Origin of the sequence: Microlunatus flavus, from assembly GCF_900110855.1 — a bacterium.
GTDB classification, from domain to species: Bacteria; Actinomycetota; Actinomycetes; order Propionibacteriales; family Propionibacteriaceae; genus Microlunatus; species Microlunatus flavus.
Genome location: NZ_FOFA01000011.1, coordinates 64,408 through 85,925, shown reverse-complemented (window position 1 = coordinate 85,925; position 21,518 = coordinate 64,408). Strand labels below are relative to the sequence as shown.

The window sequence follows — 21,518 nt, the reverse complement described above, 5'->3', positions numbered from 1 at the left end:
TGCTCCCTGCTCAGGAGCACGAGGAGAAACACTACCGGAGACCTGCACTCCGACTCAAACCGGCGGGTTGTCGGAGACGTCACACCGGCCCGAGCGGCGCGTCGGCGAGCGCCCGTCGGCCACCGGACTCCCCTCGTCAGGCGCGCGAGGTGACCCCCGGCGCCGACAGGTCGACCCTCGTCCGCAGCTTCATGAGCCGGGCGACCAGCAGGGTGAGCGCGGCGCAGACGACGAAGGCGAGGATCTGCAAACCGGACTGCGCCCAGGTCAGCGACTGCACGGCCCGCAGCGTCGCGATGGACGTCGTCAGGCCGGCCCAGCCGAAGGCCACGATGTTGTTGAGCACGTGGGCGGCGATGCCGGCCTCGAGACCGCCGACCAGCCAGACGAGCAGCCCGGCGAGCAGGCCGAAGGCCAGCCGGTTGACGAACAGCGCGAGGTTCTGGGTCCCGTGCATCAGGGCGAAGACCAGCGCCGACGCCACGACGCCGAACCAGGGCCTGGAGTTCGCGCTGCCGAGCGCCTGCATCAGGTAGCCGCGGAAGAAGATCTCCTCGGCGGCCGCCTGGATCGGCGAGGAGATCAGCACGACGGCGGCGAACAGCACGAACCCGGGCTGCGGGGCGACCCGGCCCGACGAGGCGAGCTGCTCCATGACCGCCTGGATCCCGACGAACACGACGGCGGAGACGCCGAGGCAGACGAGCAGGTAGCGCCAGCGGATGCCCGGCTGCACCGAGAACAGCCAGTGCGTCCTCGCGTGGTGGATGACCAGCACCAGCGCGAGCGAGATCGGGATCAGGGTGGCGATGCCGACGTTGGAGGCGAGCAGGCCGATCGGGCGCTGGTACGCGATCGCCTGCGCCGAGTAGGTCGCGTAGTCGACCGGGTGCGTGACGATCCAGCCGAGGTAGACGACCAGCTGGCTGACGAGGATGACCAGCAGCAGGTAGAGCGACAGCCCGAACAGCGCGCCGAGCGCGGAGCGCCACCACACCGTCTCGGCGTTGCGCAGCGCGAGCGGGTACGGGGCGCCGTCGGCGGGCAGCAGCCCCGGGACGAACTCCCGAGGCGGCGCCGCGGGCGCGGGGCGCCCGGGTCGGGAGGCGCGGTCCCGCGGCGGCTGGACCCCGCCGCGGACGGCGGGGTTGCCGGAACGCTGCCGGTCCTTGGCCGACGCCACGTCAGCGGGCCGGCGCGTCGGCCGCACCGGCGCCCTGCGCGGCGTCGATGCGGGCGAGCGTCGACTCCCGCCCCAGCAGCTCGATCGACTCGAACAGCGGCGGCGAGATCTTGCGCCCGGTCACCGCGGCCCGCACGGGCCCGAAGGCCAGCCGCGGCTTGAGCCCGAGCCCGTCGACGAGCGCGGCGCGCAGGGCGGCCTCGACGCCGGCGGCGTCGAACGTCTGGAGCCCGGCCAGCGCCTCGCGGGCGGCGGCCAGCACGGGCCCGGACTGGGCGCTCAGGAGGCCGTCCTCGACCTGGATGCGGGCGTCGTCGACGAAGAGGAACGCCACCAGCCCGACCGCCTCGGACAGCGTCTGGATGCGCTCCTGCACGAGCGGCGCGACCGCGGCGAGCAGCGCGTGCTGCTCGGTCGTGGGCGGGTCGGCGACCAGCCCGGCGCCGACGAAGAACGGCACCAGCGCCTCGGTCAGGCTGCCGACGTCGAGCAGGCGGATGTGGGAGGCGTTGATCGCCTCGCACTTGCGCGGGTCGAAGCGGGCCGGGTTGGCGTTGACGCGCAGGATGTCGAACGCCTCGACCATCTCGGCGAGGGTGAAGACGTCACGGTCCTCCGCGATCGACCAGCCGAGCAGCGCGAGGTAGTTCAGCAGCGCCTCGGGCAGGTAGCCCTGCTCGCGGTACTCCGCCAGGCCGGAGCCCTTGTCGCGCTTGGACAGGCGGCGGTTGCCCTCGCCGAGCACCGTCGGCAGGTGGCCGAAGCGCGGGGTGCGGCCCGGGCCTACGCCGATGCGGGCGAGCGCCTCGTAGAGGACGACCTGGCGCGGCGTCGACGGCAGCAGGTCCTCCCCGCGCAGCACGTGGGTGATCTCCATGAGCGCGTCGTCGACCGGGTTGACCAGCGTGTAGAGCGGCTCGCCGTTGGCCCGCACCAGGACGTAGTCGGGCACGTGCTCGGCGGCGAAGCGCACCTCGCCGCGCACGAGGTCGTCGAAGACGATGTCGCCGTCGGGCACCCGCATCCGGACCACCGACGGCGCCCCGACCGCCTCGAGCTGCGCGACGCGCTCGGCCGGCAGGTTGCGGCAGAAGCCGTCGTAGCCCGAGGGGGCGCCCTTCGGCAGCAGTGCCTCGCGCGCCTCGATCTCCTCGCGCGTGCAGTAGCAGCGGTAGGCCGCGCCGCTCTCGAGCAGGCGCCCGGCCACGTCGCGGTAGACGTCCCCGCGCTCGCTCTGCACGTACGGCGCGTACGGGCCGCCGACGCCGGGGCCCTCGTCCCACTCCAGGCCGAGCCAGGTCAGCGAGTCGTAGAGGACCTGGTAGGACTCCGCGAGGTTGCGGCCGGCGTCGGTGTCCTCGACGCGCAGCACGAAGGTGCCGCCGTAGTGGCGGGCGAAGACCCAGTTGAACAGCGCGCTGCGGACGTTGCCGACGTGCAGGTTGCCGGTCGGCGACGGCGGGAACCGCACCCGGACCTGCTCGGGCGCGAGGTCGCCGAGCACGCGGGCGTCGTCACGCGGGGCGTGCAGCGGCTGGTCCGGGCTGGGCCCGGTCTCCTCGGGCCCGGTGGCCTGCTCGGCGCCGGCGGGGTCGGCCGAGCTGGTCGCGTCGCTCACGCGTCCTCCTTGCTCGTGCTGCGGTCGCTCGCCACGACGTTGGTCAGCGAGCCGATGCCCTCGACGGTCACGGTCACCTCCTGGCCCGGCAGCATCGCGCCAACGCCCTCCGGGGTGCCGGTGAGGATCACGTCGCCGGGCAGCAGCGTGGTGTACGAGGAGATGAACGAGATCACCTCGGCCACGCCGAGGACCATGTCCGCGGTCGTGCCGTCCTGCACGACCTGACCGTCGAGCGTGGTGGTCAGCCGCAGGTTCCCGACCTCCGCGAGGCTCTGGTGCGTCGTCACCCACGGACCGAGCGGGCAGAAGGTGTCGTAGCCCTTGGCCCGCGACCACTGCCCGTCGCTCTTCTGCAGGTCCCGCGCGGTCACGTCGTTGGCGACGGTGTAGCCGAAGATCACGTCCTTGACCCGCTCGACCGGCACCTCGCGGCAGATCCGGCCGATGACCACGGCCAGCTCGCCCTCGTAGGAGAGGTGCTGCGTGGTGGTCGGGTAGATGATCGGCTCACCCGGCCCGATGACCGAGGTGTTGGGCTTGAAGAAGGTCAGCGGCGTGTCCGGCACCTCGCCGCCCATCTCGCGGGCGTGCGCGGCGTAGTTCTTGCCGACGGCCACGACCTTGCTGCGCGGGATGACCGGCGCGAGGAGGCGCACGGCGTCGAGCTCGCGACGCTCGCCGGTGAGACCGACCGGGGAGGCGATGGGGTCGCCGGTGAGCACGGAGATGGTGCCGGGGTGCTTGCCGCCGTCCTCCGCCAGCTCCACGACGCCGTACTGGGGGTCGCCGTCAGCGGCGAAACGGGCGATACGCATGCGGGCCAGCCTATCGAGGCGGGGCGAGGACCCGACGCGCCGAGACGGTCGGCAGACTGGGCGCCATGGCGGCCTTCGACGTGGTGGACCTGATCAAGACCAAGCGCGACGGCGGGACGCTCGCCCCGGAGGAGATCGACTGGCTGATCGCCGCCTACACCGACGGCACGGTCGCCGAGGAGCAGATGTCCGCGCTGGCCATGGCCGTGCTGCTGCGCGGCCTGGACCGCGACGAGCTGAGCCGCTGGACGGCCGCCATGATCGCGTCGGGCGAGCGGCTCGACTTCTCCTCGCTCTCGCGCCCCACCGCCGACAAGCACTCCACCGGCGGCGTCGGCGACAAGATCACCCTGCCGCTCGCGCCGCTGGTGGCGGCCTGCGGCGTCGCCGTGCCCCAGCTGTCCGGGCGTGGCCTCGGCCACACCGGCGGGACGCTCGACAAGCTCGAGGCGATCCCGGGCTGGCGGGCCTCGCTGAGCAACGAGGAGATGCTCGCCCAGCTCGAGGACGTCGGCGCCGTGATCTGCGCGGCGGGGTCGGGGCTCGCGCCCGCGGACAAGAAGCTGTACGCGCTGCGCGACGTCACCGGCACCGTCGAGTCGATCGCGCTGATCGCCTCGTCGATCATGAGCAAGAAGATCGCGGAGGGCACCGGCTCGCTGGTGCTCGACGTCAAGGTCGGGACCGGCGCGTTCATGAAGGACGAGGCGTCGGCCCGCGAGCTGGCCGAGACGATGGTCGCGCTCGGCACCGACGCCGGGGTCCGCACCGTGGCCCTGCTGACCGCGATGGAGTCGCCCATGGGCCGCAGCGCCGGCAACGCGGTCGAGGTCGCGGAGTCGGTCGAGGTGCTGCAGGGCGGCGGGCCCGCCGACGTCGTCGAGCTCACCCTGGCGCTGGCCCGCGAGATGCTCGCCGGAGCGGGGCGCGACGACGTCGACCCGGCCGACGCGCTCGCAGACGGCCGCGCGTACAACACCTGGAAGGCGATGATCCGCGCCCAGGGCGGTGACCCGGACGCCCCGCTGCCGAAGGCCGAGGCGACCGAGGACCTGATCGCGCCGGCCACCGGCACCCTGACCCGGCTCGACGCGATGGCCGTCGGCGTCGCCGCCTGGCGCCTCGGTGCAGGGCGCGCCCGGCCGGGCGACGACGTGCAGGCCGCCGCCGGCGTCACCTGGCACGCCGGTGTCGGCGACAAGGTCCGCGAGGGCGAGCCGCTGCTCACGCTGCACACCGACACCCCGGAACGCTTCGAGCGCGCGTTCGCCGCGCTCGAGAACGCCTTCGACATCGGGTCGGGCACCGTCGAGCGGCAACCCCTGGTCATCGACCGCATCGGCGCCTGAGCCGAGCGCCCGCTCAGGGAGCGTCCCTCGGCGGCCCTTCCGCGAGCTCAGGGCGTTCGCAGCCAGACAACCGCTTCGACAGGTGCCGGCCCCGTGCGCGAGGCTCGGAGCATGATCGTCCCCAGCGACCTCTGGCCGCCCTTCGGGCTCGTCGTGCGCAGCGGTGACCTGACGCTGAGCGCGATCAGCGACGACGACCTGCCCGGGCTCGTCGAGCTCGTGCGCTCGGGGATCCACCCCGAGGACTTCATGCCCTTCACGTTCCCGTGGACCCGCGTGCCCCACGACGAGCAGCCCCGGCGCTTCGCCGCGCACCACTGGGCCGAGCGGGCCGCCTTCGGGCCCGACCACGTGTCGGTCGACCTGGCGGTCCGCGTGGACGGCGAGCTGGTCGGCACCCAGGGCTTCGCCGGCGGCGCGTACGCGGTGACCCGCACGGCCCTGACCGGGTCCTGGCTGGCCCGGCGGCACCAGGGACGCGGCATCGGCACGCGGATGCGCCGGGCGGTCTGCACGCTGCTGGTCGACCACCTGGGCGCCGTCGAGGTGACCTCGGCCGCGTTCGTCGACAACCCGGCCTCGCTCGCCGTCAGCCGCAAGGTCGGCTACCGCGAGGGCGACGTCCTGCGCACGGTCCGCGAGGGACGCCTGGCGCTGACCCGGCACCTCGTGCTCCGCCCCGAGGACCTGGTGCGGGGCGAGCCGGTGGAGGTGACCGGGGCCGAGCCGCTCCAGCGGTTCCTCGGGCTGGCTCAGACCGCCGGCTCGGCGTAGACCGCGCGCGCTGCCTCGAGGCTGCCGCGCAGGTGCTCGACGACCTCGGGCGGGTCGAGCACGCGGACCAGGTCGCCGAACCCGGCCAGCGCGGCCGTCGCGGCGTGGGCCGACAGCACCTCCACCTCGACGACGGTCGGTTGCTCCGCCACGACGCGGGGCCGGCCGCTGCCGACGGCGCCCAGCATGATGCGCACCTCGGACAGGTGGCCGGCGGCGACCTGGAGCCGCACGGTCAGCGTGGGCCGGCGGGCGAACCGGCCGCGCAGCTCGGCCCACAGCGCCCGCAGGTCGAGGTCGGCCGGGCGCCCGCTCGCCTCGTCGAGGACCTCCGCAGCCTCGACCCGGTCCACGCGGTAGGTGTGCGGGCGGCCCCGGTGCGCGGCGACGAGGTACCAGGTGCCGCGGGCCTGGAGCAGCCCGTACGGGTCGAGCGTCCGCAGCGAGCCGCGGGCGTCGTTGCGGCCCTGGTAGCGCACGCGCAGCCGCCGGTCGCCGAACACCGCGCGCTGCAGGGCGGCCAGGTGGGTCAGCTCCTCCTGCTCGCCGAACCAGCCGCCGGGGTCGACGACGACCCGGTCCGCGACCCGGTCGGCCGCGAGGCTCTGCTCGGGCGCGAGCCGTACGGAGAGCTTGCGGACGGCGCTGCGCAGGGCCTCGTCGAGCCCGGCACCCTGCACCGAACCGGCGCCCTGGCCCGGCCCGCGTCCGGCACCGCTGAGCAGCAGGGCCTGCGTCTCGGCCTCCGTCAGGTCCTCGACGGCCGGGCGGTAGCCGGGCAGCAGCGCGAACCCGCCGGACCGGCCGCGCTCGGCGTAGACCGGGACCCCCGCCGCCGACAGCGCTTCCATGTCGCGCAGGACCGTCCGCTCGCTGACCTCCAGGCGCGCGGCGAGGTCGGCCGCGCTGAGCCGGCCGTGCGCGCGCAGCAGCGCCACCACCCGCAGCAGCCGGTCCGCCCGCACGTCGCGATCCTGCCAGGAAAACCTGACACAGGACGTCAGGTATGGCGTTCGAGGATGGCGACACCGGCCGCGGACGACGGCCTGGGACCGAGGAGGACGCCATGACCGCACCGACCACCGCCGCCGCGACCGAGCAGGGGCTGCCCGACCTGCGCGAGGCCGTGCACGCCGCCCAGCAGTGGGTCGCCGGCCTGCTCGCGGAGGTCCGGCCCGACCAGCTGGGCGGGGCGACGCCCTGCGCCGACTTCGACGTGGAGACCCTGGTCCGCCACGTCTTCGGCGTGGCCGACCGGCTCGTCGTCATGGGAGCGGGCCGCCCGGCCTCGGACGCCGCCGCGCTCGTGCCCGCGCTCCCGGACGACGTCGTCGCGGACTACCGCGAGCGCGTCGAGCAGGGCCGCCGGGCCTGGGCCGACCCCGCCGCGCTCGGCCGGCTCGTCGAGGCGCCCTTCGGGCAGGTGCCCGGCGCGGCGGTCCTCGGCGTCTACCTCGCGGAGAACCTCACGCACGGCTGGGACCTCGCCCGCGCCACCGGTCAGGAGGCCGAGGCCGACCCCGCGCTCGTCGCCCCGGCGTACGCGACCATGCGCCGGGTGCTGCCGCCCGAGGGCCGCGAGGGCTTCCCGTTCGCCGAGCCGGTGGAGCCGGCGGGCGACGCCGGCCCGACCGAACGGCTCGCGAACTGGTCGGGCCGGGTCAGCCGGTGACCCGACGCGGCCTCAGACGTGCTCGAGGTCGCGGAGCGTCGTGCTCCCGGGCGCCTGCTCGGACTGCTCGTGCGGCGCCGGGTCGGCCGCCTCCGCGTGCAGGAGACCGAAGAGGTAGGCGTCGCTGAGGGCCTCCCACGAGGCCTCGATGACGTTCTGCCCGACGCCGACCGTCGTCCACAGGCGACGGCCGTCGGTGGTCTGGATGAGCACGCGGACGGTCGCGTCGGTGCCGTGGCCCTGGTCGAGGATGCGCACGCGGTAGTCGGTCAGGCCGAAGTCCTCGACCACCGGGTACGCGTGCAGCAGCGCGTTCTGCAGGGCCGCGTCGAGGGCGTTCACGGGACCGTTGCCCTCCCCCACCACGCGCTGGGACACCCCGCGCGCGGTCAGCTTGACCGTGCACTCGGTGTCGCTGTCGTCGCCGGCGCGGCCGCCCGGGAAGCCCTCGCCGCCGGGGTGGCCCTGGGTGAAGAGGCGCCAGGAGTGGACGTCGAAGTACGCCGGCAGCTGGTCGAGCTCGCGGCGCAGCAGCAGCTCGAAGCTGGCGTCGGCGGCCTCGTACGTGTAGCCGGCGGCCTCGCGCTCCTTGACCTTGTCGGTGATCCGGGCGGCGAGGTCGCGGTCGGAGAGGTCGAAGCCGAGCTCGGATCCCTTGATCTGGATGTTGGCGCGCCCGGCCATGTCGGACACGAGCATCCGCATGTCGTTGCCGACGACGGCCGGGTCGATGTGCTGGTAGAGGTTCGGGTCGACCTTGATCGCGCTCGCGTGCAGCCCGGCCTTGTGGGCGAAGGAGCTCATCCCGACGTAGGGCTGGCGCGCGCTCGGCGGGACGTTCGTGACCTCGGCGATGGCGTGGGCCAGGCGGGTCGCCTCGCGCAGCGAACCCTCCGGCAGCAGCGGCCACCCGTACTTGAGCTCGAGGTTGGCCACCACGGAGACCAGCTCGGCGTTGCCCGTGCGCTCGCCGTAGCCGTTCACGGTGCCCTGCACGTGCGTCGCGCCGGCGTCGACGGCGGCGAGGGTGTTCGCGACCGCGCAGCCGGTGTCGTTGTGCGCGTGGATCCCCAGGCGGGCGGAGGTCGCCGCAGCGGTTCCCGCGACGATCTCGCCGACCCACGGCGGGAGCATGCCGCCGTTGGTGTCGCAGAGGACGACCACCTCGGCGCCGGCCTCGGCCGCCGTGCGGACCACCTCCAGCGCGTACGCCGGGTTCTCCCGGTAGCCGTCGAAGAAGTGCTCGCAGTCGACGAAGACCCGCTGGCCCTCCGAGCGCAGGTGCGACACGGTGTCGGCCACCATCGCGAGGTTCTCCTCGAGCGTGGTGCGCAGGGCCTGCTCGACGTGGCGGTCGTGGCTCTTGGCGACGATGCAGGCGACCGGGGCGCGCGAGTCGCGCAGCGCCGCGGTGAGCGGGTCGTCGGCGGCGCGCATGCCCACGCGGCGGGTGAAGCCGAAAGAGACGAGCTGAGCGTTCTTGAGCCGCACGGCCCCGTCGGCCATGGCCGCGAAGTAGGCCGTGTCGGCCGGGTTGGCCCCCGGCCAGCCACCCTCGACGAACCCGACCCCCAGCTCGTCCAGCAGCGCGGTGATCGCCAGCTTGTCGGCCACGGAGAGGTTGAGCCCCTCCTGCTGCGAGCCGTCGCGCAACGTGGTGTCGAAGACGTGGAAGTCGGTCGGGACCGGCCTGGGCTGGGCTGCCATGAAGGTGCTCCTCCGTTGGGGCGGACGGCGTGCTGTTCGTGTTGTGCCCCCTGCGGGCACAAAAAAACCTCCTGGGGTGCAGGAGGTTGGCGCGTCGGGCGGGAGCCCGGCGCGCTAGCGAATGATGACCACGGTCAGCACGCCGCCCAGTGTGGCGCGGATGCTCCGCCGACGCCAGTCCGCGCTCGCAGGACGGACGCGGGGACGGGAGGGCGAGCCGTCGCCCGGACGCCCCTGAGCTCGTCCAAGGGCCCGGCCACGCCCCCTGAGCCTGTCGAAGGGCCCGAGCCACACCCCGCGAGCTCGTCGAAAGACTCCGGGTCGCGCTCCCTGAGCTCGTCGAAGGGCCCCGAGTCGCGCTCCCTGAGCTCGTCGAAGGGCCTCGGGTCACGCTCCCTGAGCTCGTCGAAGGGCCCCGGGTCACGCTCCCTGAGCTCGTCGAAGGGCCCCGGGTCACGCTCCCTGAGCTCGTCGAAGGGCCCCGGGTCACGCTCCCTGAGCTCGTCGAAGGGCCCCGGGTCACGCTCCCTGAGCTTGTCGAAGGGCCCCGGAGGGGTCGGCGTGACTCGCAGACGGAGAGGCCGACCTCTTCGAGGCCCTTCGACAGGCTCAGGAGGCGGCCTGCCCTTCGACAGGCTCAGGGGGCGTCCTGCCCTTCGACAGGCTCAGGGGGCGTCCTGCCCTTCGACAGGCTCAGGGAGCGTTGAGCGGCTCAGGGAACGTCCGACGAGCCCGGAGCCGCGAGACCGGGGTCAGACGATCTTGCGCATCCAGCCGTGGGTGTCCTCGGCGCGCCCGTACTGGACGTCGAGGAGGTTCTTGCGGATCGCCGCCGTGACCTCCCCGGTGACGCCGGCGGAGACCTTGTGCTCCCCCGCGTCGTCGGCGAGCAGGCCGATGGGGGTGATGACCGCCGCGGTCCCGCAGGCGAAGACCTCCGAGATCGCGCCGGAGTCGACGCCCTCGAGCAGCTCGGTCATGGCGATCTGCCGCTCGACCGGCGTGAGGCCGAACTCGCGCGCCAGGGTCAGGATCGAGTCGCGGGTGACGCCCTCGAGGATCGTGCCGGTGAGGGCCGGCGTCACGAGCTCGCCGTCGGTGGTGACGAGGTAGACGTTCATGCCGCCGAGCTCCTCGACCCAGCGCTGCTCGACCGCGTCGGTGAACATCACCTGGTCGAAGCCCTTGTCGGCCGCCTCGGCCTGCGCGAGCAGGCTGGCCGCGTAGTTGCCGCCGGTCTTGGCCGCGCCGGTGCCGCCGGGGCCGGACCGGTTGTAGGTCGTGGAGATCCAGATCCGGACGGGGTGGACGCCGCTGGCGAAGTACGGGCCGGCCGGGCTGGCAATGCAGCAGTAGGTCACCCGGCGCGCGGCCCGGACGCCCAGGAACGACTCGGACGCGAACATGAACGGGCGCAGGTAGAGGCTCTGCTCGGACTCCTGCGCGGCGCTGCGTGCACCCTCGGGCACCCACGCCTCGTCCGCCGCGACCAGCGCCTCGATGCCGGCGAGGAAGTCGGCCTCGCTCAGCTCCGGCAGGGCCATGCGCCGGGCGGAACGGGCCAGCCGCGCGGCGTTCTGGTCGGGACGGAACGTCCACACGCTGCCGTCGGCGTGGCGGTAGGCCTTCAGCCCCTCGAAGATCTCCTGCGCGTAGTGCAGCACCGCCGTCGCGGGGTCGAGCGTGAACGGTCCGTACGGGACGACGGCCGAGTCGTGCCAGCCGTCGGTCGAGGTCCACGTGGCGACGGCCATGTGGTCGGTGAAGTGCACGCCGAAGCCGGGGTCGGCCAGGATCGCCGCGCGCTCGGCGTCGCTGCGGGGGCTCGGGTGCGGACGGAGGTCGAAGGGGAGGCTCACGGGTTCACTCTCTGGGCTGCGGGGTGGGTGTGGCGGAGGGGTCTTCGAGGGTGGACGACGACCGCCGGGGACGGCGCCCTCGCCGCTACGATGCGCCGGTGACGCAGAAGAAGCTGGCGGTGATCGGTGGCGACGGCATCGGACCGGAGGTCGTCGACGAGGGTCTGAAGGTGCTCGAGGCCGTGGCCGGGAGCGACGCGTTCGCGATCACCCGCTACGACCTGGGCGCCGCGCACTGGCAGCGTACGGGCGAGGTGCTCTCCGACGAGACCATGGCGTCGCTGGCCGCCGCCGACGTGATCCTGCTGGGCGCCGTCGGCGCCGCGCCGGGCGCGACGGACGTGCCGAGCGGGCTGCTCGAGCGCGGGCTGCTGCTCAAGCTGCGCTTCGCCTTCGACCACTACGTCAACCTGCGTCCGAGCCGGCTCTTCCCCGGTGTCGAGACGCCGCTGTCCGACGCGGTCGTGGGCGGTCGCGAGGTCGACTTCGTCGTCGTGCGCGAGGGCACGGAGGGCCTCTACTGCGGCAACGGCGGGACGTTCCGCGGCGGGACGCCCCACGAGGTCGGCACCGAGGTCAGCATCAACACCGCCTACGGCGTGGAGCGCGTCGTGCGCGACGCCTTCGAGCGCGCGACCCGTCGCCGCAACAAGCTGACGCTGGTCCACAAGCACAACGTCCTCGTCTACGCGGGCGGGCTGTGGCGGCGCATCTTCGAGTCCGTGGCCGAGGAGTACCCGCAGGTCAGCACCGACTACCTGCACGTCGACGCGGCCACGATCTTCCTGGCGACCGACCCGGCCCGCTTCGACGTGATCGTGACCGACAACCTGTTCGGCGACATCCTCACCGACCTCGCGGCGGCGGTCACGGGCGGCATCGGCCTCGCGGCGAGCGGGAACATCAACCCCTCCGGAGCCTTCCCGTCCATGTTCGAGCCGGTGCACGGCTCCGCGCCGGACATCGCCGGGAAGGGTCTGGCCGACCCGACCGCGACGATCCTGTCGGTGGCGCTGCTGCTCGAGCACGTGGGACTCCTGGACGAGGCGGCGCGCGTGGAGCGGGCCGTGCTGGCCGACATCACGGCGCGCACGCCGGGGACGAAGCGGTCGACCTCCGAGATCGGCGACGCGATCGCGGCGCAGGTGTGCGACGAGGTGGCCGCGAAGGTCTGAGCGGGAGGTCTGGGCGGGGCGCCGCGCGACGAGGACGGCCCGCCGCCGGGGACCGGTGGGTGCCCCTTCCGGAGCGGCGCCGGCGTCAGGCGCTGGGGCGCGTACGGCTCGGGACGCTCTGCGGTACGAGGACGGCGGGGACCACCGGGTGGTCCTTGCGGGCACGACGCCGGGGCTTGCCGGCGGTGTCGTGGTGGCCGTCGTCGGCGACGTGCCACGTGTCCGGGTACATCTCGTACATCGCGTGTCCTGCGGTCGGCGGGCTTGCTCGGTAGGAAGATGCTAGGACATCCGACTATCGGGCGTCCGGGTTGTTTCCCGGGTTCCCACATGATGGACCGGGCGCCCGGCGAGCGGCCCCGCGCGGCCCACACTGCTGGGGTGAGCGCACCGCCGGAGCTGCCGGAGCTCGTGCTGCGCGCGCTGCGGATGTCGCTGCAGCGCGGCTACGTGCAGGCCTCCCGGACCGAGACGGGCCGGCTGCTGGCCACGCTCGCGGCCACCCGGACCGGGACGATCGCCGAGTGCGGCACCGGCTGCGGCGTCGGCGCCGCCTGGCTGCGCAGCGGTGCCCCCAAGAGCACGCGCGTGGTCACCGCCGAGGTCGACCCGGGCCTCGCGCACGGGGTCATGGCGATGTTCGCCGACGACGACATCGACGTGATCCACGCCGACTGGAGCAGCCTGGCCGGGCACGCACCGTTCTCGCTGATCTTCATGGACGCGGCGAGCGCGCGCGACTGGCCGCGCGAGGAGGTGACCGCCCTCCTCGACCAGGGCGGGATGCTCGTCCTCGACGACTTCGTGCCGTGCGCCAGCTGGCCGCCGCTGCGGGGCGGCCGCGTCGACGACCTCCGGGTGGCGTGGCTGTCGGACGAGCGCTTCACCAGCGTCGACGTGATGGTCGCCGAGGACACCTCGGTCCTGATCGCCGTCAAGCGGTGAGCCCGGCAGCCGAGCCGGTCACGCTGGACAGCCCGCCGGTCGGGCATCCTGGGGCGGTGCCGACGCCGACCGTGACCCTGCGTCGGCAGGCGAAGGCCCGCAAGGCGCTGACCATCGCGATCTTCTGCGTCTGCCTCGTGCTCGGCGTCCTCCTCGCGCTGCTCGTGCTCGCACGGTTCGCGGGCGGCTGGGGCATCCCGTACTTCTCCAAGACCACCGAGCGCGGTTCGCGCTGCGTCAACACCTTCGCCGGCTTCGAGTGCGCCTCGCTCACGCTCGCCGACGTCGAGTACTTCGGCGACGTCGACCTGCCCGACGACACCCGCGTGGTGCGCTCGAACTACGTGTCGACGCACGACTACGCGCTGCAGGCGGCCCTCGAGGTGCCGGCAGCCGGCGCGGCCGACGCGCTGGCCGCGCTCAAGGACACGTACGGCGGCTGCGTGAAGAACCACCCGTCGCCGCTCTCCGAGCCCGACCTGACCTCGCTCTGCATCCTGGCCAACGACCAGGAGACGACCCAGACCGGGACGCCCGACAGCCGCGTGTTCGTCGTCGGCACCGCCCTGCGGCCCGACAAGACCCGCGTGATCAACCTGTCCGTCCGCTCCCGCTGAGTTCCGCGGCGCGGCCACGCCACGAGGCGCACCTTGTTCCACCACGCGCACCTTGTTCGACGACGCGCACCCTGCAGGGTGCGCGTCGTGAAGGAACGTGCGCGACGTGGCGGGACGCTAGAGGTTCACCCGTGGGCCCGCGCGAAGGCGCGCCGCACCCGCTCGGCGATGACGGCGGGCCGGTCGAGGTCGGCCCACACCCAGCGGACGACCTGCCAGCCGAGGTCGCGCAGCTGGTCCTCGCGCAGCTTCTCCCGGTAGACGACGTCGCCGACGTCCTCGCCGGGCCGGAGCAGCCGGCCGTACTTGACGCGGCCGTCGAACTCGCCGATCGTGCGGTGCTCGGGCCACGCGAAGTCCACCCGCCCCAGCGGACCGTCGGCGCCGTGGACCACGAGCTGGAGCTCGGTCGGCGTCAACCCCTGGTCCGTGAGCAGCACGCGGCTCAGCGACTCCCCCGCCGACTCGGCACGACCGTCGGCGAGCAGCACGACCCGCCGAGCGCGGGCGGCACCGGGCCACCGGTCCTGGCGGCGCAGAGCCGCCTCGAGCACACCTCGGTCCAGGCCGAGCCGCAGGGCGGCGTCGCCCGCCGCGACCCCCTGCTCGTACGGCAGCGTCCGGGCGAGGTCGACCACCGTCCTCGGCACGGTGGTGACCGCCCACCCGTCGACCGTCGTCGTCTCGCCGGCCTCGAGCGCGCTGGTGTGGCGGCGCACGACGGTCCGTCGCCCGCCACCGCCGGTCCTCGGCCTCGTGATGTGCACCGTGCCGACCTGAGCGGGCCAGAGCGGCAGTCCGTGGAGGACCCCGGCAGATGCATGGCTCAGCACCGCCCCGTCGCCCAGCTGCGGCACCGTGGCACCGATCAGCAGGCGGTGCACCTCCTCCGGGCTCCGCCTCGCACCGAGGGCTCTTGCGTAGGCACCTCGACGCAGCCGCTCGAGGTCGCCGAGCCCGACGAGGCGTGCCAGGTCGTTGTCGCTCAGCCCGCCCCGTGTCGCCGCGGAACGGAGCAGCACCTCGTCCATGGTTCCGAGAACAGCAGCCGTTGCGGCCCGTCACCAGCCCTGAGGCCCGCGTCTGTGGACAGCGAGCGACTCGCTCTTCGACCTGTGGACGGCCGACACAGCACGAAGCGCACCCTTCTCGGCGAGGCGCACCCTGCAGGGTGCGCGCGGCGGAGGAAGGTGCGCCTCGTGGCGTACCGGGCTCGGACCAGATCCGGTCCGGCGGACCTCAGCGCGCGGCGGAACCTTCGACGTAGTCGTCGTCGTGGCTCTTGACCCACGACATCAGGTCGCGCAGCTGGTGGCCGACGGCCTCGATCGGGTGCCGCTCACCCTCCTCGCGGAGCCGCGTGAACTCCGGCGCGCCGGCGTCCTGGTCGTCGATGAAGCGCTTGGCGAAGGTGCCGTCCTGGATGTCGGTGAGGACGGCCTTCATGTTCTGCTTCACGTGGTCGTCGATCACGCGCGGGCCGGAGACGTAGTCGCCGTACTCCGCGGTGTCGGAGACGCTCCAGCGCTGCTTGGCGATGCCGCCCTCGTACATGAGGTCGACGATCAGCTTGAGCTCGTGGAGGCACTCGAAGTACGCGACCTCGGGCTGGTAGCCCGCCGCGGTCAGCGTCTCGAAACCGGCCATGACGAGCGCGGAGGCACCGCCGCAGAGGACGGCCTGCTCACCGAACAGGTCGGTCTCGGTCTCCTCGGTGAAGGTGGTCTTGATGCCGCCGGCGCGCAGGCCGCCGATCGCCTTGGCGTACGCGAGCCCGAGGTCCCACGCCTTGCCGGTCGCGTCCTGCTCGACGGCGACGAGCACGGGGACGCCGCGACCCTCGCTGTACTCGCGGCGCACCAGGTGGCCCGGCCCCTTCGGCGCGACCATGACGACGTCGACGCCCTCGGGCGGGGTGATGTAGCCGTAGCGGATGTTGAAGCCGTGGCTGAAGAACAGCGCGTCGCCAGGCACGAGGTTGGGCTCGATCGCCTCGGCGTAGAGCTTGCGCTGCGAGGGGTCCGGGGTGAGGACCATGATCAGGTCCGCCTCCTCGCAGGCCTCGTACGGCGTGAGGACGCGGAGGCCCTGGGCCTCGGCCTTGGCGCGGCTCTTGCTGCCCTCGGGCAGGCCGACGCGGACGTCGACACCCGAGTCGCGCAGCGAGAGGGCGTGCGCGTGGCCCTGGCTGCCGAAGCCGAGGACGGCGACGTTGCGGCCCTGGATCAGGGACAGGTCGGCGTCGGTGTCGTAGAACATCGTGGCTGGCACGGGTGGGACTCTCCTGGTGGTTGGGGATGGTGCGGGCTGGTGGACGCCCAGGTCGGCTCGGACCTGCTCGGCGTCAGGGGACGAGGCGGATCGCCTTCTGCCGCTCGCCGCGGCCGCTACGGTCGGTGATCGAGCGCGGGCCGCGGCCCATCGCGACGACGCCGGACTGGACGAGCTCGCGGATGCCGAAGGGCTCGAGCAGCTGCATCAGCGCGGCGAGCTTCTCCGGGCTGCCGACCGCCTCGATGGTGATCGTCTCCGGCGACAGGTCCACGGCCTTGGCGCCCTGGAACAGCTGCAGGATCTCCAGCACCCGGCCGCGGCTGTCGACGTCGGCCGCGACCTTGATCAGGATCAGCTCGCGGTGCACGGCCGACGGCTCGAGCTCGACGATCTTGAGGACCTCGATGAGCTTGTTCAGCTGCTTGGTCATCTGCTCGAGCACGAGGTCGTCGACGTCCACCGACAGCGTGATCCTCGAGATGCCCGGGTCCTCGGTGGCCCCGACGGCCAACGACTCGATGTTGAAGCCGCGGCGGCTGACCAGGCCGGACACCCGGGCCAGGACGCCCGGCACGTTCTGGACGAGGACCGACAAGGTGTGCGCGCTCATCCCGCCGCCTTTCGGGGGTTCGAGGGGGTCGTCCCCTTCGCGTCGATCACAGGTCCTCCTGCGCCCAGTTCGGCGCCATGTCGCGGGCGATCTTGATGTCGTCGTTGCTGGCGCCGGCGGCGACCATCGGCCAGATCATGGCGTCCTTGTGCACGACGAACTCGACCACGACCGGGGCGTCGTCGATGGACAGCGCCTTGTCGATCACCGCGTCGACGTCCTCCGCGGTCTCGGCGCGCAGCCCGACGCAGCCCATCGCCTCGGCCAGCTTGGGGAAGTCGGGGACGCGGTTGGTCTTGAGGTCGGTGTTGGAGTAGCGGCCCTCGTAGAACAGTGTCTGCCACTGCCGCACCATGCCGAGGCTCTGGTTGTTGATCACCGCGATCTTGACCGGGATGCCCTCGAGCGCGCAGGTGACGAGCTCCTGGTTGGTCATCTGGAAGCAGCCGTCGCCGTCGATGCCCCACACGGTGGCGTCGGGGCGCCCGACCTTGGCGCCCATGGCCGCGGGCACGCAGTAGCCCATGGTCCCGAGACCGCCCGAGTTGAGCCAGCGGCCCGGCAGCTCCCAGGGCAGGAAGTGCGCGGCCCACATCTGGTGCTGCCCCACGCCCGAGGCGTAGTAGGCGTCCGGGCCGGTCAGCTCGCCGATCCGCTTGATCACGTGCTGCGGCGACAGCGTGCCGTCGTCGGGCAGGTCGAACGAGGTCGGGTAGCGGTGCTTGAGGTCGGCCAGCTGGCGCGACCACTCCCCCACGTCCGGCAGGCGCGCGTCGTTGCCGCGCAGCAGCGAGGTCAGCTCGGCGATGACCTCCTTGGCGTCGCCCACGATCGGGACGTCGGCGCTTCGGTTCTTGGAGATCTCGGCCGGGTCGATGTCGGCGTGGATGACCTTGGCGCCGGGGGCGAACGACGAGAGCTGGCCGGTCACCCGGTCGTCGAAGCGGGTCCCCAGCGCGATCAGCAGGTCGGCGCGCTGCAGGGCGCCCACGGCGGCGACCGTGCCGTGCATGCCCGGCATGCCCATGTTCTGCGGGTGGCTGTCGGGGAAGACGCCGCGGGCCATCAGCGTCGTCACGACCGGGATGGCGGTCAGCTCGGCGAGCTCGCGCAGCTCGTCCCAGGCGCGAGCCTTGAGCACGCCGCCGCCGACGTACAGCACGGGACGGCGGGCCTCGCCGATCAGGCGGGCCGCCTCACGGACCTGCTTGGCGTGGGGGCGGGTGACCGGGTGGTAGCCCGGCAGGTCGAGGTGCGTCGGCCAGCGGAACTGGCTGGTCGACTGCAGGGCGTCCTTGGTGACGTCGACGAGCACGGGGCCGGGGCGCCCGGTCGAGGCGATGTGGAAGGCCGACGCGACCGCGGCCGGGATGTCCTCGGCCTTGGTCACCAGGAAGCTGTGCTTGGTGATCGGCATCGTGATGCCACGGATGTCCGCCTCCTGGAAGGCGTCGGTCCCGATCGCCGGGGCCGCGACCTGGCCCGTGATGGCGACCATCGGCACCGAGTCCATGTAGGCGTCGGCGATCGGGGTCACGAGGTTCGTCGCGCCGGGGCCGGAGGTGGCCATGCAGACGCCGACCCGACCGGTGGCGACGGCGTACCCCTCGGCCGCGTGACCGGCGCCCTGCTCGTGGCGCACGAGGATGTGGCGCACGCTGGAGTCGAAGAGCGGGTCGTACGCAGGCAGGATCGCGCCGCCGGGGATGCCGAAGACGACGTCCACCCCTGCGTGCTCGAGCGACGAGACGAGAGACTGGGCTCCGGTCTGCTCGGGTGCGGCGGGGTCTGTCGTGGACATCGCGGGTCTCTCCCTCGTGCGGTGCGGGCCCCCTGTGCCTGGACCCAGCGCTGGCGGTGCGCTGGTCAGGAGGCCCTGCTGGATGTTACGCCGGTGCAACTTCTCTCCCCGTCGCCCGAGCGTCGGTGAACGCGTGGGCAACAAAAAACCCCCGCTGCCCGGAGGCAGACGAGGGAGCGTCGACGAGCGGGGTGGGCTCAGCCGACGCGGGTGCGTACGAGGAGGTGCTGCATGCCTCAAGAGTCCGTGCCGCGCAAGTCCGCGTCAACTCGTGAGACTCGTCGTCCCGGATTCCGGAAGGACGCTCGGAGGCCCTAGGAGTTTCGCAGCAGGAGCGCGGCCGACGCCAGGAACGGCCCGGCTACGCGCGGCGCGCCGAACGAGGTGACGTAGAGCCCGGTCGACACCCGCTCCAGGTAGGCCCAGGCCCAGACCCGCTCGGGGTCGGTGCCGCTCGGCGCGGCCACCGCGCGGCACCAGGACCGGAGCCGGGCGGCGGCGGTTCCCGGGTCGGCGAGCAACGCGCCCGAGAAGTCGCGCACGGCGACGCCGAGGTCGTACGCGCGGTCGGTCACCAGGGGTTCGGGGTCGACGAAGCACCAGCCGCTCTCGGCCCCGGGCCGGGTCCGGGGCACCCGCAGGAGGTTGCCCGGGTGCGGGTCGCCGTGCACGCGCACCAGGTCCGTGCCCGCGTGGTCGGCGAGCTGCGCGGCGTGGGCGAGGGCGCGGTCGACCACGGCGTCGTCGGCGGCGCCCGGATGCTGCACGTGCCGGGCGCGGACGCCCTCGGCCAGCGACCCGGCCTTGTCCGCCGGGGCACGGTCCGGCGGTCGCCAGGCGACGGCGAGCGTGCGGGCGAGCACCTCGACCTGCTCCTCGGGTCCGAGGCCGGAGCGGTCCAGGGAGGGACCGAGCCGCTCGAGCAGGAGCGCGCCTGCCGGCTCGTCGACCTCGAGGACCGCCGCGTGGCCCCGGCCGGCCGACTCCCTCAGCGCCTCGGCGACCCGGGCGAAGCCGGGCCCGGGCAGCGCGACCTTGAGCACCGCGTCGCCGCCGCCGGCACGCGTGGCCGCGACGAGGTAGGACGCGGACCCGCCGGGGAGCCCACGGCCGAGGCGGAGCGACCAGCGCGCGGCCAGGTCGGCGAGCAGCCCGGGCAGCGCGTCCACCCACGCCTGGCCGGCCGGGCCGAGCGCCGCGACCCGCGCCCGGACGAGCGGCTGCAGCCGGACGCGGAACAGGTCGCTCTCCTGGGCCACGCCCACCCCCTTCCGTCGTCCCGGTTCCCGCGGACGGGCCCCGCCGACACCCGGCGGTGGCACAATCGTCACGCGATGGCCGTCCTCACCGCTCCGGACATCCCCGGCATGAGCGGCTGGCGGCCGCTGGCCCGGGGCGGCTTCGCCACGGTCTGGCAGGCCCGCCAGGAGTCGCTGGACCGCCTCGTCGCGGTCAAGGTCGACGCCCGCACCCTCGACACCGAGACCGAGCGCGACCGCTTCCTCTCCGAGGCCCGGACCGCGGGCGGCCTGTCGGGGCACGCCGGCATCGTCACCGTGCACGACGCCGGGATCCTCGAGGACGGCCGCCCCTACCTGGTCATGGACCTCTGCCCGGGTGGTTCGCTGACGCGTTGGCAGAGCCCGGAGGGCCGCCAGGACGAGGACCGGGTCCGTGCCGTCGGCGTCCGCATCGCCGACGCGCTGTCCGCGGCGCACGCGCAGGGGATGCTGCACCGCGACGTCAAGCCGGCGAACATCCTCATCGACCGCTACGGCCACGCCGGGCTCGCCGACTTCGGCCTGGCCGGCCACGTCGAGTCGAGCAGCGGCGAGGGCATCACCCCGGCCTACGCACCGCCGGAGGTGCTGCGCGGCGAGCGGGCCAGCGAGGCTGGCGACGTCTACCAGCTGGGGGCGACCCTCTACGCGGTGCTGGGCGGCAGCCCGCCGCACGGCACCGTCGACGACGACCTGTCGCTGCCCGAGCTGCTGGCCCGGTTCGACGAGCCGGTCGCCGCCCTGCCCGGCGTGAGCCCCGCGCTGATGCGGGTCGTGCTCGGCGCGCTGGCGACGGACCCCGCCGAGCGCCCGACCGCGGCCGAGCTGCGCGACCGGCTCGCGGCGACCGCCCCGCTGCCCGCGTCGACCCGCCGCCGTCGTACCACCCTGCTCGTCGCCGTCGGGGTGGTCGTCGCCGTGCTCGCCCTCGTCCTCGGGGCGAGCGGCGTCTACCTCTACGAGGTGGACCGGAGCGTGACCGCGAACATCAGCCGTGGGCTCCAGCTGACGCCCGACACGAAGCGGCCGCCCAAGGACCCCGCGGCCGTCGACACGCTCAACTACCTCCTCATCGGCAAGGACGCGGGCGACAAGTCCGACCCGGAGCGCAACGACGCGATCATGCTCGTGCACCTCACCCAGGCGCGCGACCAGGCGTACGTCATCTCGTTCCCGCGCGACCTGGTGGTGCCCGACGGCGACGGGACGACGACCCTGGGGCGCACGTACGACGGCGAGGACGACGTGTCGCCGGTCGTCCGCGCGGTCGAGGCCGTGACGTCGACGCCGGTGGACCACGTGGCGATGATCGACTTCACCGGGTTCGTGGGGCTGACCGAGGAGCTCGGCGGGGTCACCGTCGACAACCGGCGCAAGTTCGAGAGCCACGGCTTCACCTACCCGGTCGGGCGGATCACGCTGTCCGGGGAGTCGGCGCTGGCCTACGTCCGCCAGGGCAGCACCAGCGAGCGGGACCGGGCCGAGCACCAGCGCGACATGCTCAAGGCGATCCTCACCAAGGGCCTGTCCCCCGAGGTGCTGGCCCGGCCGCGCCAGTTCACCCAGTTCGTCGGCAACGCCGCCAAGCGGATCCAGGTCGACAGCTCGCTGTCGGACTCCGAGCTGCGCTCGACCGCGCTGTCGCTCCGGCTCGGCCCGAGCGACATCCGGCTGCTCGCCGTGCCCGTCGAGAAGGCGGTCCGGCAGGACGGGGAGACCGTCGAGCCGGTCGACGCGGCGCAGATGGCCGAGCTGAGCGATGGCCTGCGGACCGACCGGATGGCCGCGTACCTGGACAAGCACCCTAACGGCTGAGCCCGGCCTCGCGGGCGAGCT

General features: G+C 73.5%; 19 protein-coding genes. 7 read left to right on the top strand and 12 right to left on the bottom strand.

Going from position 1 to position 21,518, the window contains the following annotated elements:
- Positions 1-136: 136 nt before the first annotated feature.
- The 3 genes from BMY04_RS20295 to BMY04_RS20285 are packed head-to-tail and all read right to left on the bottom strand — an operon-like array spanning position 137 to position 3,619.
- Positions 137-1,210: a CPBP family intramembrane glutamic endopeptidase gene (locus tag BMY04_RS20295; RefSeq protein WP_091186031.1), complete on the bottom strand. Its 1,074-nt coding sequence runs from the start codon at positions 1,208-1,210 to the stop codon at positions 137-139.
- A complete protein-coding gene (gene gltX, locus BMY04_RS20290; RefSeq protein WP_456299064.1) occupies positions 1,185-2,801 on the bottom strand; it encodes a glutamate--tRNA ligase in 1,617 nt (538 codons plus the stop codon). Before gltX ends, BMY04_RS20295 begins: the two co-directional genes overlap by 26 nt.
- Positions 2,798-3,619 carry a fumarylacetoacetate hydrolase family protein gene (locus BMY04_RS20285; RefSeq protein WP_091186026.1) on the bottom strand — a complete coding sequence of 274 codons (822 nt, stop codon included), beginning with the start codon at positions 3,617-3,619 and terminating at the stop codon, positions 2,798-2,800. The genes gltX and BMY04_RS20285 overlap by 4 nt, the downstream gene beginning before the upstream one ends.
- Positions 3,620-3,684: 65 nt before the next feature.
- Here BMY04_RS20285 and BMY04_RS20280 point away from each other — a divergent pair, with 65 nt between their 5' ends.
- Both BMY04_RS20280 and BMY04_RS20275 read left to right on the top strand, forming a co-directional pair.
- Positions 3,685-4,968, top strand: a complete 1,284-nt coding sequence (locus BMY04_RS20280) for a thymidine phosphorylase (protein WP_091186024.1) — start codon at positions 3,685-3,687, stop codon at positions 4,966-4,968.
- 111 nt (positions 4,969-5,079) lie between these two features.
- Positions 5,080-5,742, top strand: coding sequence for a GNAT family N-acetyltransferase (locus BMY04_RS20275; protein ID WP_091186021.1), 663 nt, complete (start codon positions 5,080-5,082; stop codon positions 5,740-5,742).
- Here BMY04_RS20275 and BMY04_RS20270 read toward each other — a convergent pair.
- Positions 5,721-6,707, bottom strand: coding sequence for a helix-turn-helix transcriptional regulator (locus BMY04_RS20270; protein ID WP_170854248.1), 987 nt, complete (start codon positions 6,705-6,707; stop codon positions 5,721-5,723). The two genes, BMY04_RS20275 and BMY04_RS20270, sit on opposite strands and share 22 nt — an antisense overlap.
- A 101-nt stretch (positions 6,708-6,808) precedes the next feature.
- Here BMY04_RS20270 and BMY04_RS20265 point away from each other — a divergent pair, with 101 nt between their 5' ends.
- The gene (locus BMY04_RS20265) at positions 6,809-7,414 is read left to right on the top strand and encodes a TIGR03086 family metal-binding protein (protein ID WP_091186014.1); all 606 of its coding nucleotides are present in this window, start codon (positions 6,809-6,811) and stop codon (positions 7,412-7,414) included.
- A gap of 12 nt (positions 7,415-7,426) precedes the next feature.
- On the opposite strand, the gene cimA is transcribed toward BMY04_RS20265, so the two are convergent.
- Both cimA and BMY04_RS20255 read right to left on the bottom strand, forming a co-directional pair.
- Positions 7,427-9,121: a citramalate synthase gene (gene cimA, locus BMY04_RS20260; protein WP_091186011.1), complete on the bottom strand. Its 1,695-nt coding sequence runs from the start codon at positions 9,119-9,121 to the stop codon at positions 7,427-7,429.
- Between the two features lie 752 nt (positions 9,122-9,873).
- Positions 9,874-10,980 (bottom strand): branched-chain amino acid aminotransferase, encoded by a 1,107-nt coding sequence (locus BMY04_RS20255; RefSeq protein WP_091186009.1) that lies wholly within the window; start codon positions 10,978-10,980, stop codon positions 9,874-9,876.
- 98 nt (positions 10,981-11,078) lie between these two features.
- Here BMY04_RS20255 and BMY04_RS20250 point away from each other — a divergent pair, with 98 nt between their 5' ends.
- The gene (locus BMY04_RS20250; RefSeq protein WP_091186007.1) at positions 11,079-12,155 is read left to right on the top strand and encodes a 3-isopropylmalate dehydrogenase; all 1,077 of its coding nucleotides are present in this window, start codon (positions 11,079-11,081) and stop codon (positions 12,153-12,155) included.
- Between the two features lie 85 nt (positions 12,156-12,240).
- Here the strand turns inward: BMY04_RS20250 and BMY04_RS22950 are convergent, their stop codons facing one another.
- Positions 12,241-12,396 carry a hypothetical protein gene (locus BMY04_RS22950; RefSeq protein WP_170854247.1) on the bottom strand — a complete coding sequence of 52 codons (156 nt, stop codon included), beginning with the start codon at positions 12,394-12,396 and terminating at the stop codon, positions 12,241-12,243.
- Positions 12,397-12,536: 140 nt separating this feature from the next.
- Here BMY04_RS22950 and BMY04_RS20245 point away from each other — a divergent pair, with 140 nt between their 5' ends.
- Positions 12,537-13,100: an O-methyltransferase gene (locus BMY04_RS20245; RefSeq protein ID WP_091186003.1), complete on the top strand. Its 564-nt coding sequence runs from the start codon at positions 12,537-12,539 to the stop codon at positions 13,098-13,100.
- 56 nt (positions 13,101-13,156) lie between these two features.
- Positions 13,157-13,717 (top strand): hypothetical protein, encoded by a 561-nt coding sequence (locus BMY04_RS20240; RefSeq protein ID WP_139210033.1) that lies wholly within the window; start codon positions 13,157-13,159, stop codon positions 13,715-13,717.
- Positions 13,718-13,842: 125 nt separating this feature from the next.
- On the opposite strand, the gene BMY04_RS20235 is transcribed toward BMY04_RS20240, so the two are convergent.
- From BMY04_RS20235 to BMY04_RS20215, 5 genes are all read right to left on the bottom strand, one after another.
- A complete protein-coding gene (locus BMY04_RS20235) occupies positions 13,843-14,748 on the bottom strand; it encodes a hypothetical protein (RefSeq protein ID WP_091185998.1) in 906 nt (301 codons plus the stop codon).
- Positions 14,749-14,956: 208 nt separating this feature from the next.
- On the bottom strand, positions 14,957-15,976 hold the full coding sequence (ilvC, locus tag BMY04_RS20230; RefSeq protein WP_091185995.1) for a ketol-acid reductoisomerase: 1,020 nt from the start codon (positions 15,974-15,976) through the stop codon (positions 14,957-14,959).
- 85 nt (positions 15,977-16,061) lie between these two features.
- Positions 16,062-16,601: an acetolactate synthase small subunit gene (ilvN, locus tag BMY04_RS20225; RefSeq protein WP_091185991.1), complete on the bottom strand. Its 540-nt coding sequence runs from the start codon at positions 16,599-16,601 to the stop codon at positions 16,062-16,064.
- Positions 16,602-16,647: 46 nt separating this feature from the next.
- The gene (locus tag BMY04_RS20220; protein ID WP_091185988.1) at positions 16,648-18,402 is read right to left on the bottom strand and encodes an acetolactate synthase large subunit; all 1,755 of its coding nucleotides are present in this window, start codon (positions 18,400-18,402) and stop codon (positions 16,648-16,650) included.
- A gap of 314 nt (positions 18,403-18,716) precedes the next feature.
- Positions 18,717-19,661: an aminoglycoside phosphotransferase family protein gene (locus BMY04_RS20215; RefSeq protein WP_170854246.1), complete on the bottom strand. Its 945-nt coding sequence runs from the start codon at positions 19,659-19,661 to the stop codon at positions 18,717-18,719.
- Between the two features lie 75 nt (positions 19,662-19,736).
- Here BMY04_RS20215 and BMY04_RS20210 point away from each other — a divergent pair, with 75 nt between their 5' ends.
- Positions 19,737-21,497 (top strand): protein kinase domain-containing protein, encoded by a 1,761-nt coding sequence (locus BMY04_RS20210; protein ID WP_091185981.1) that lies wholly within the window; start codon positions 19,737-19,739, stop codon positions 21,495-21,497.
- The last annotated feature ends 21 nt before the right edge of the window (positions 21,498-21,518 follow it).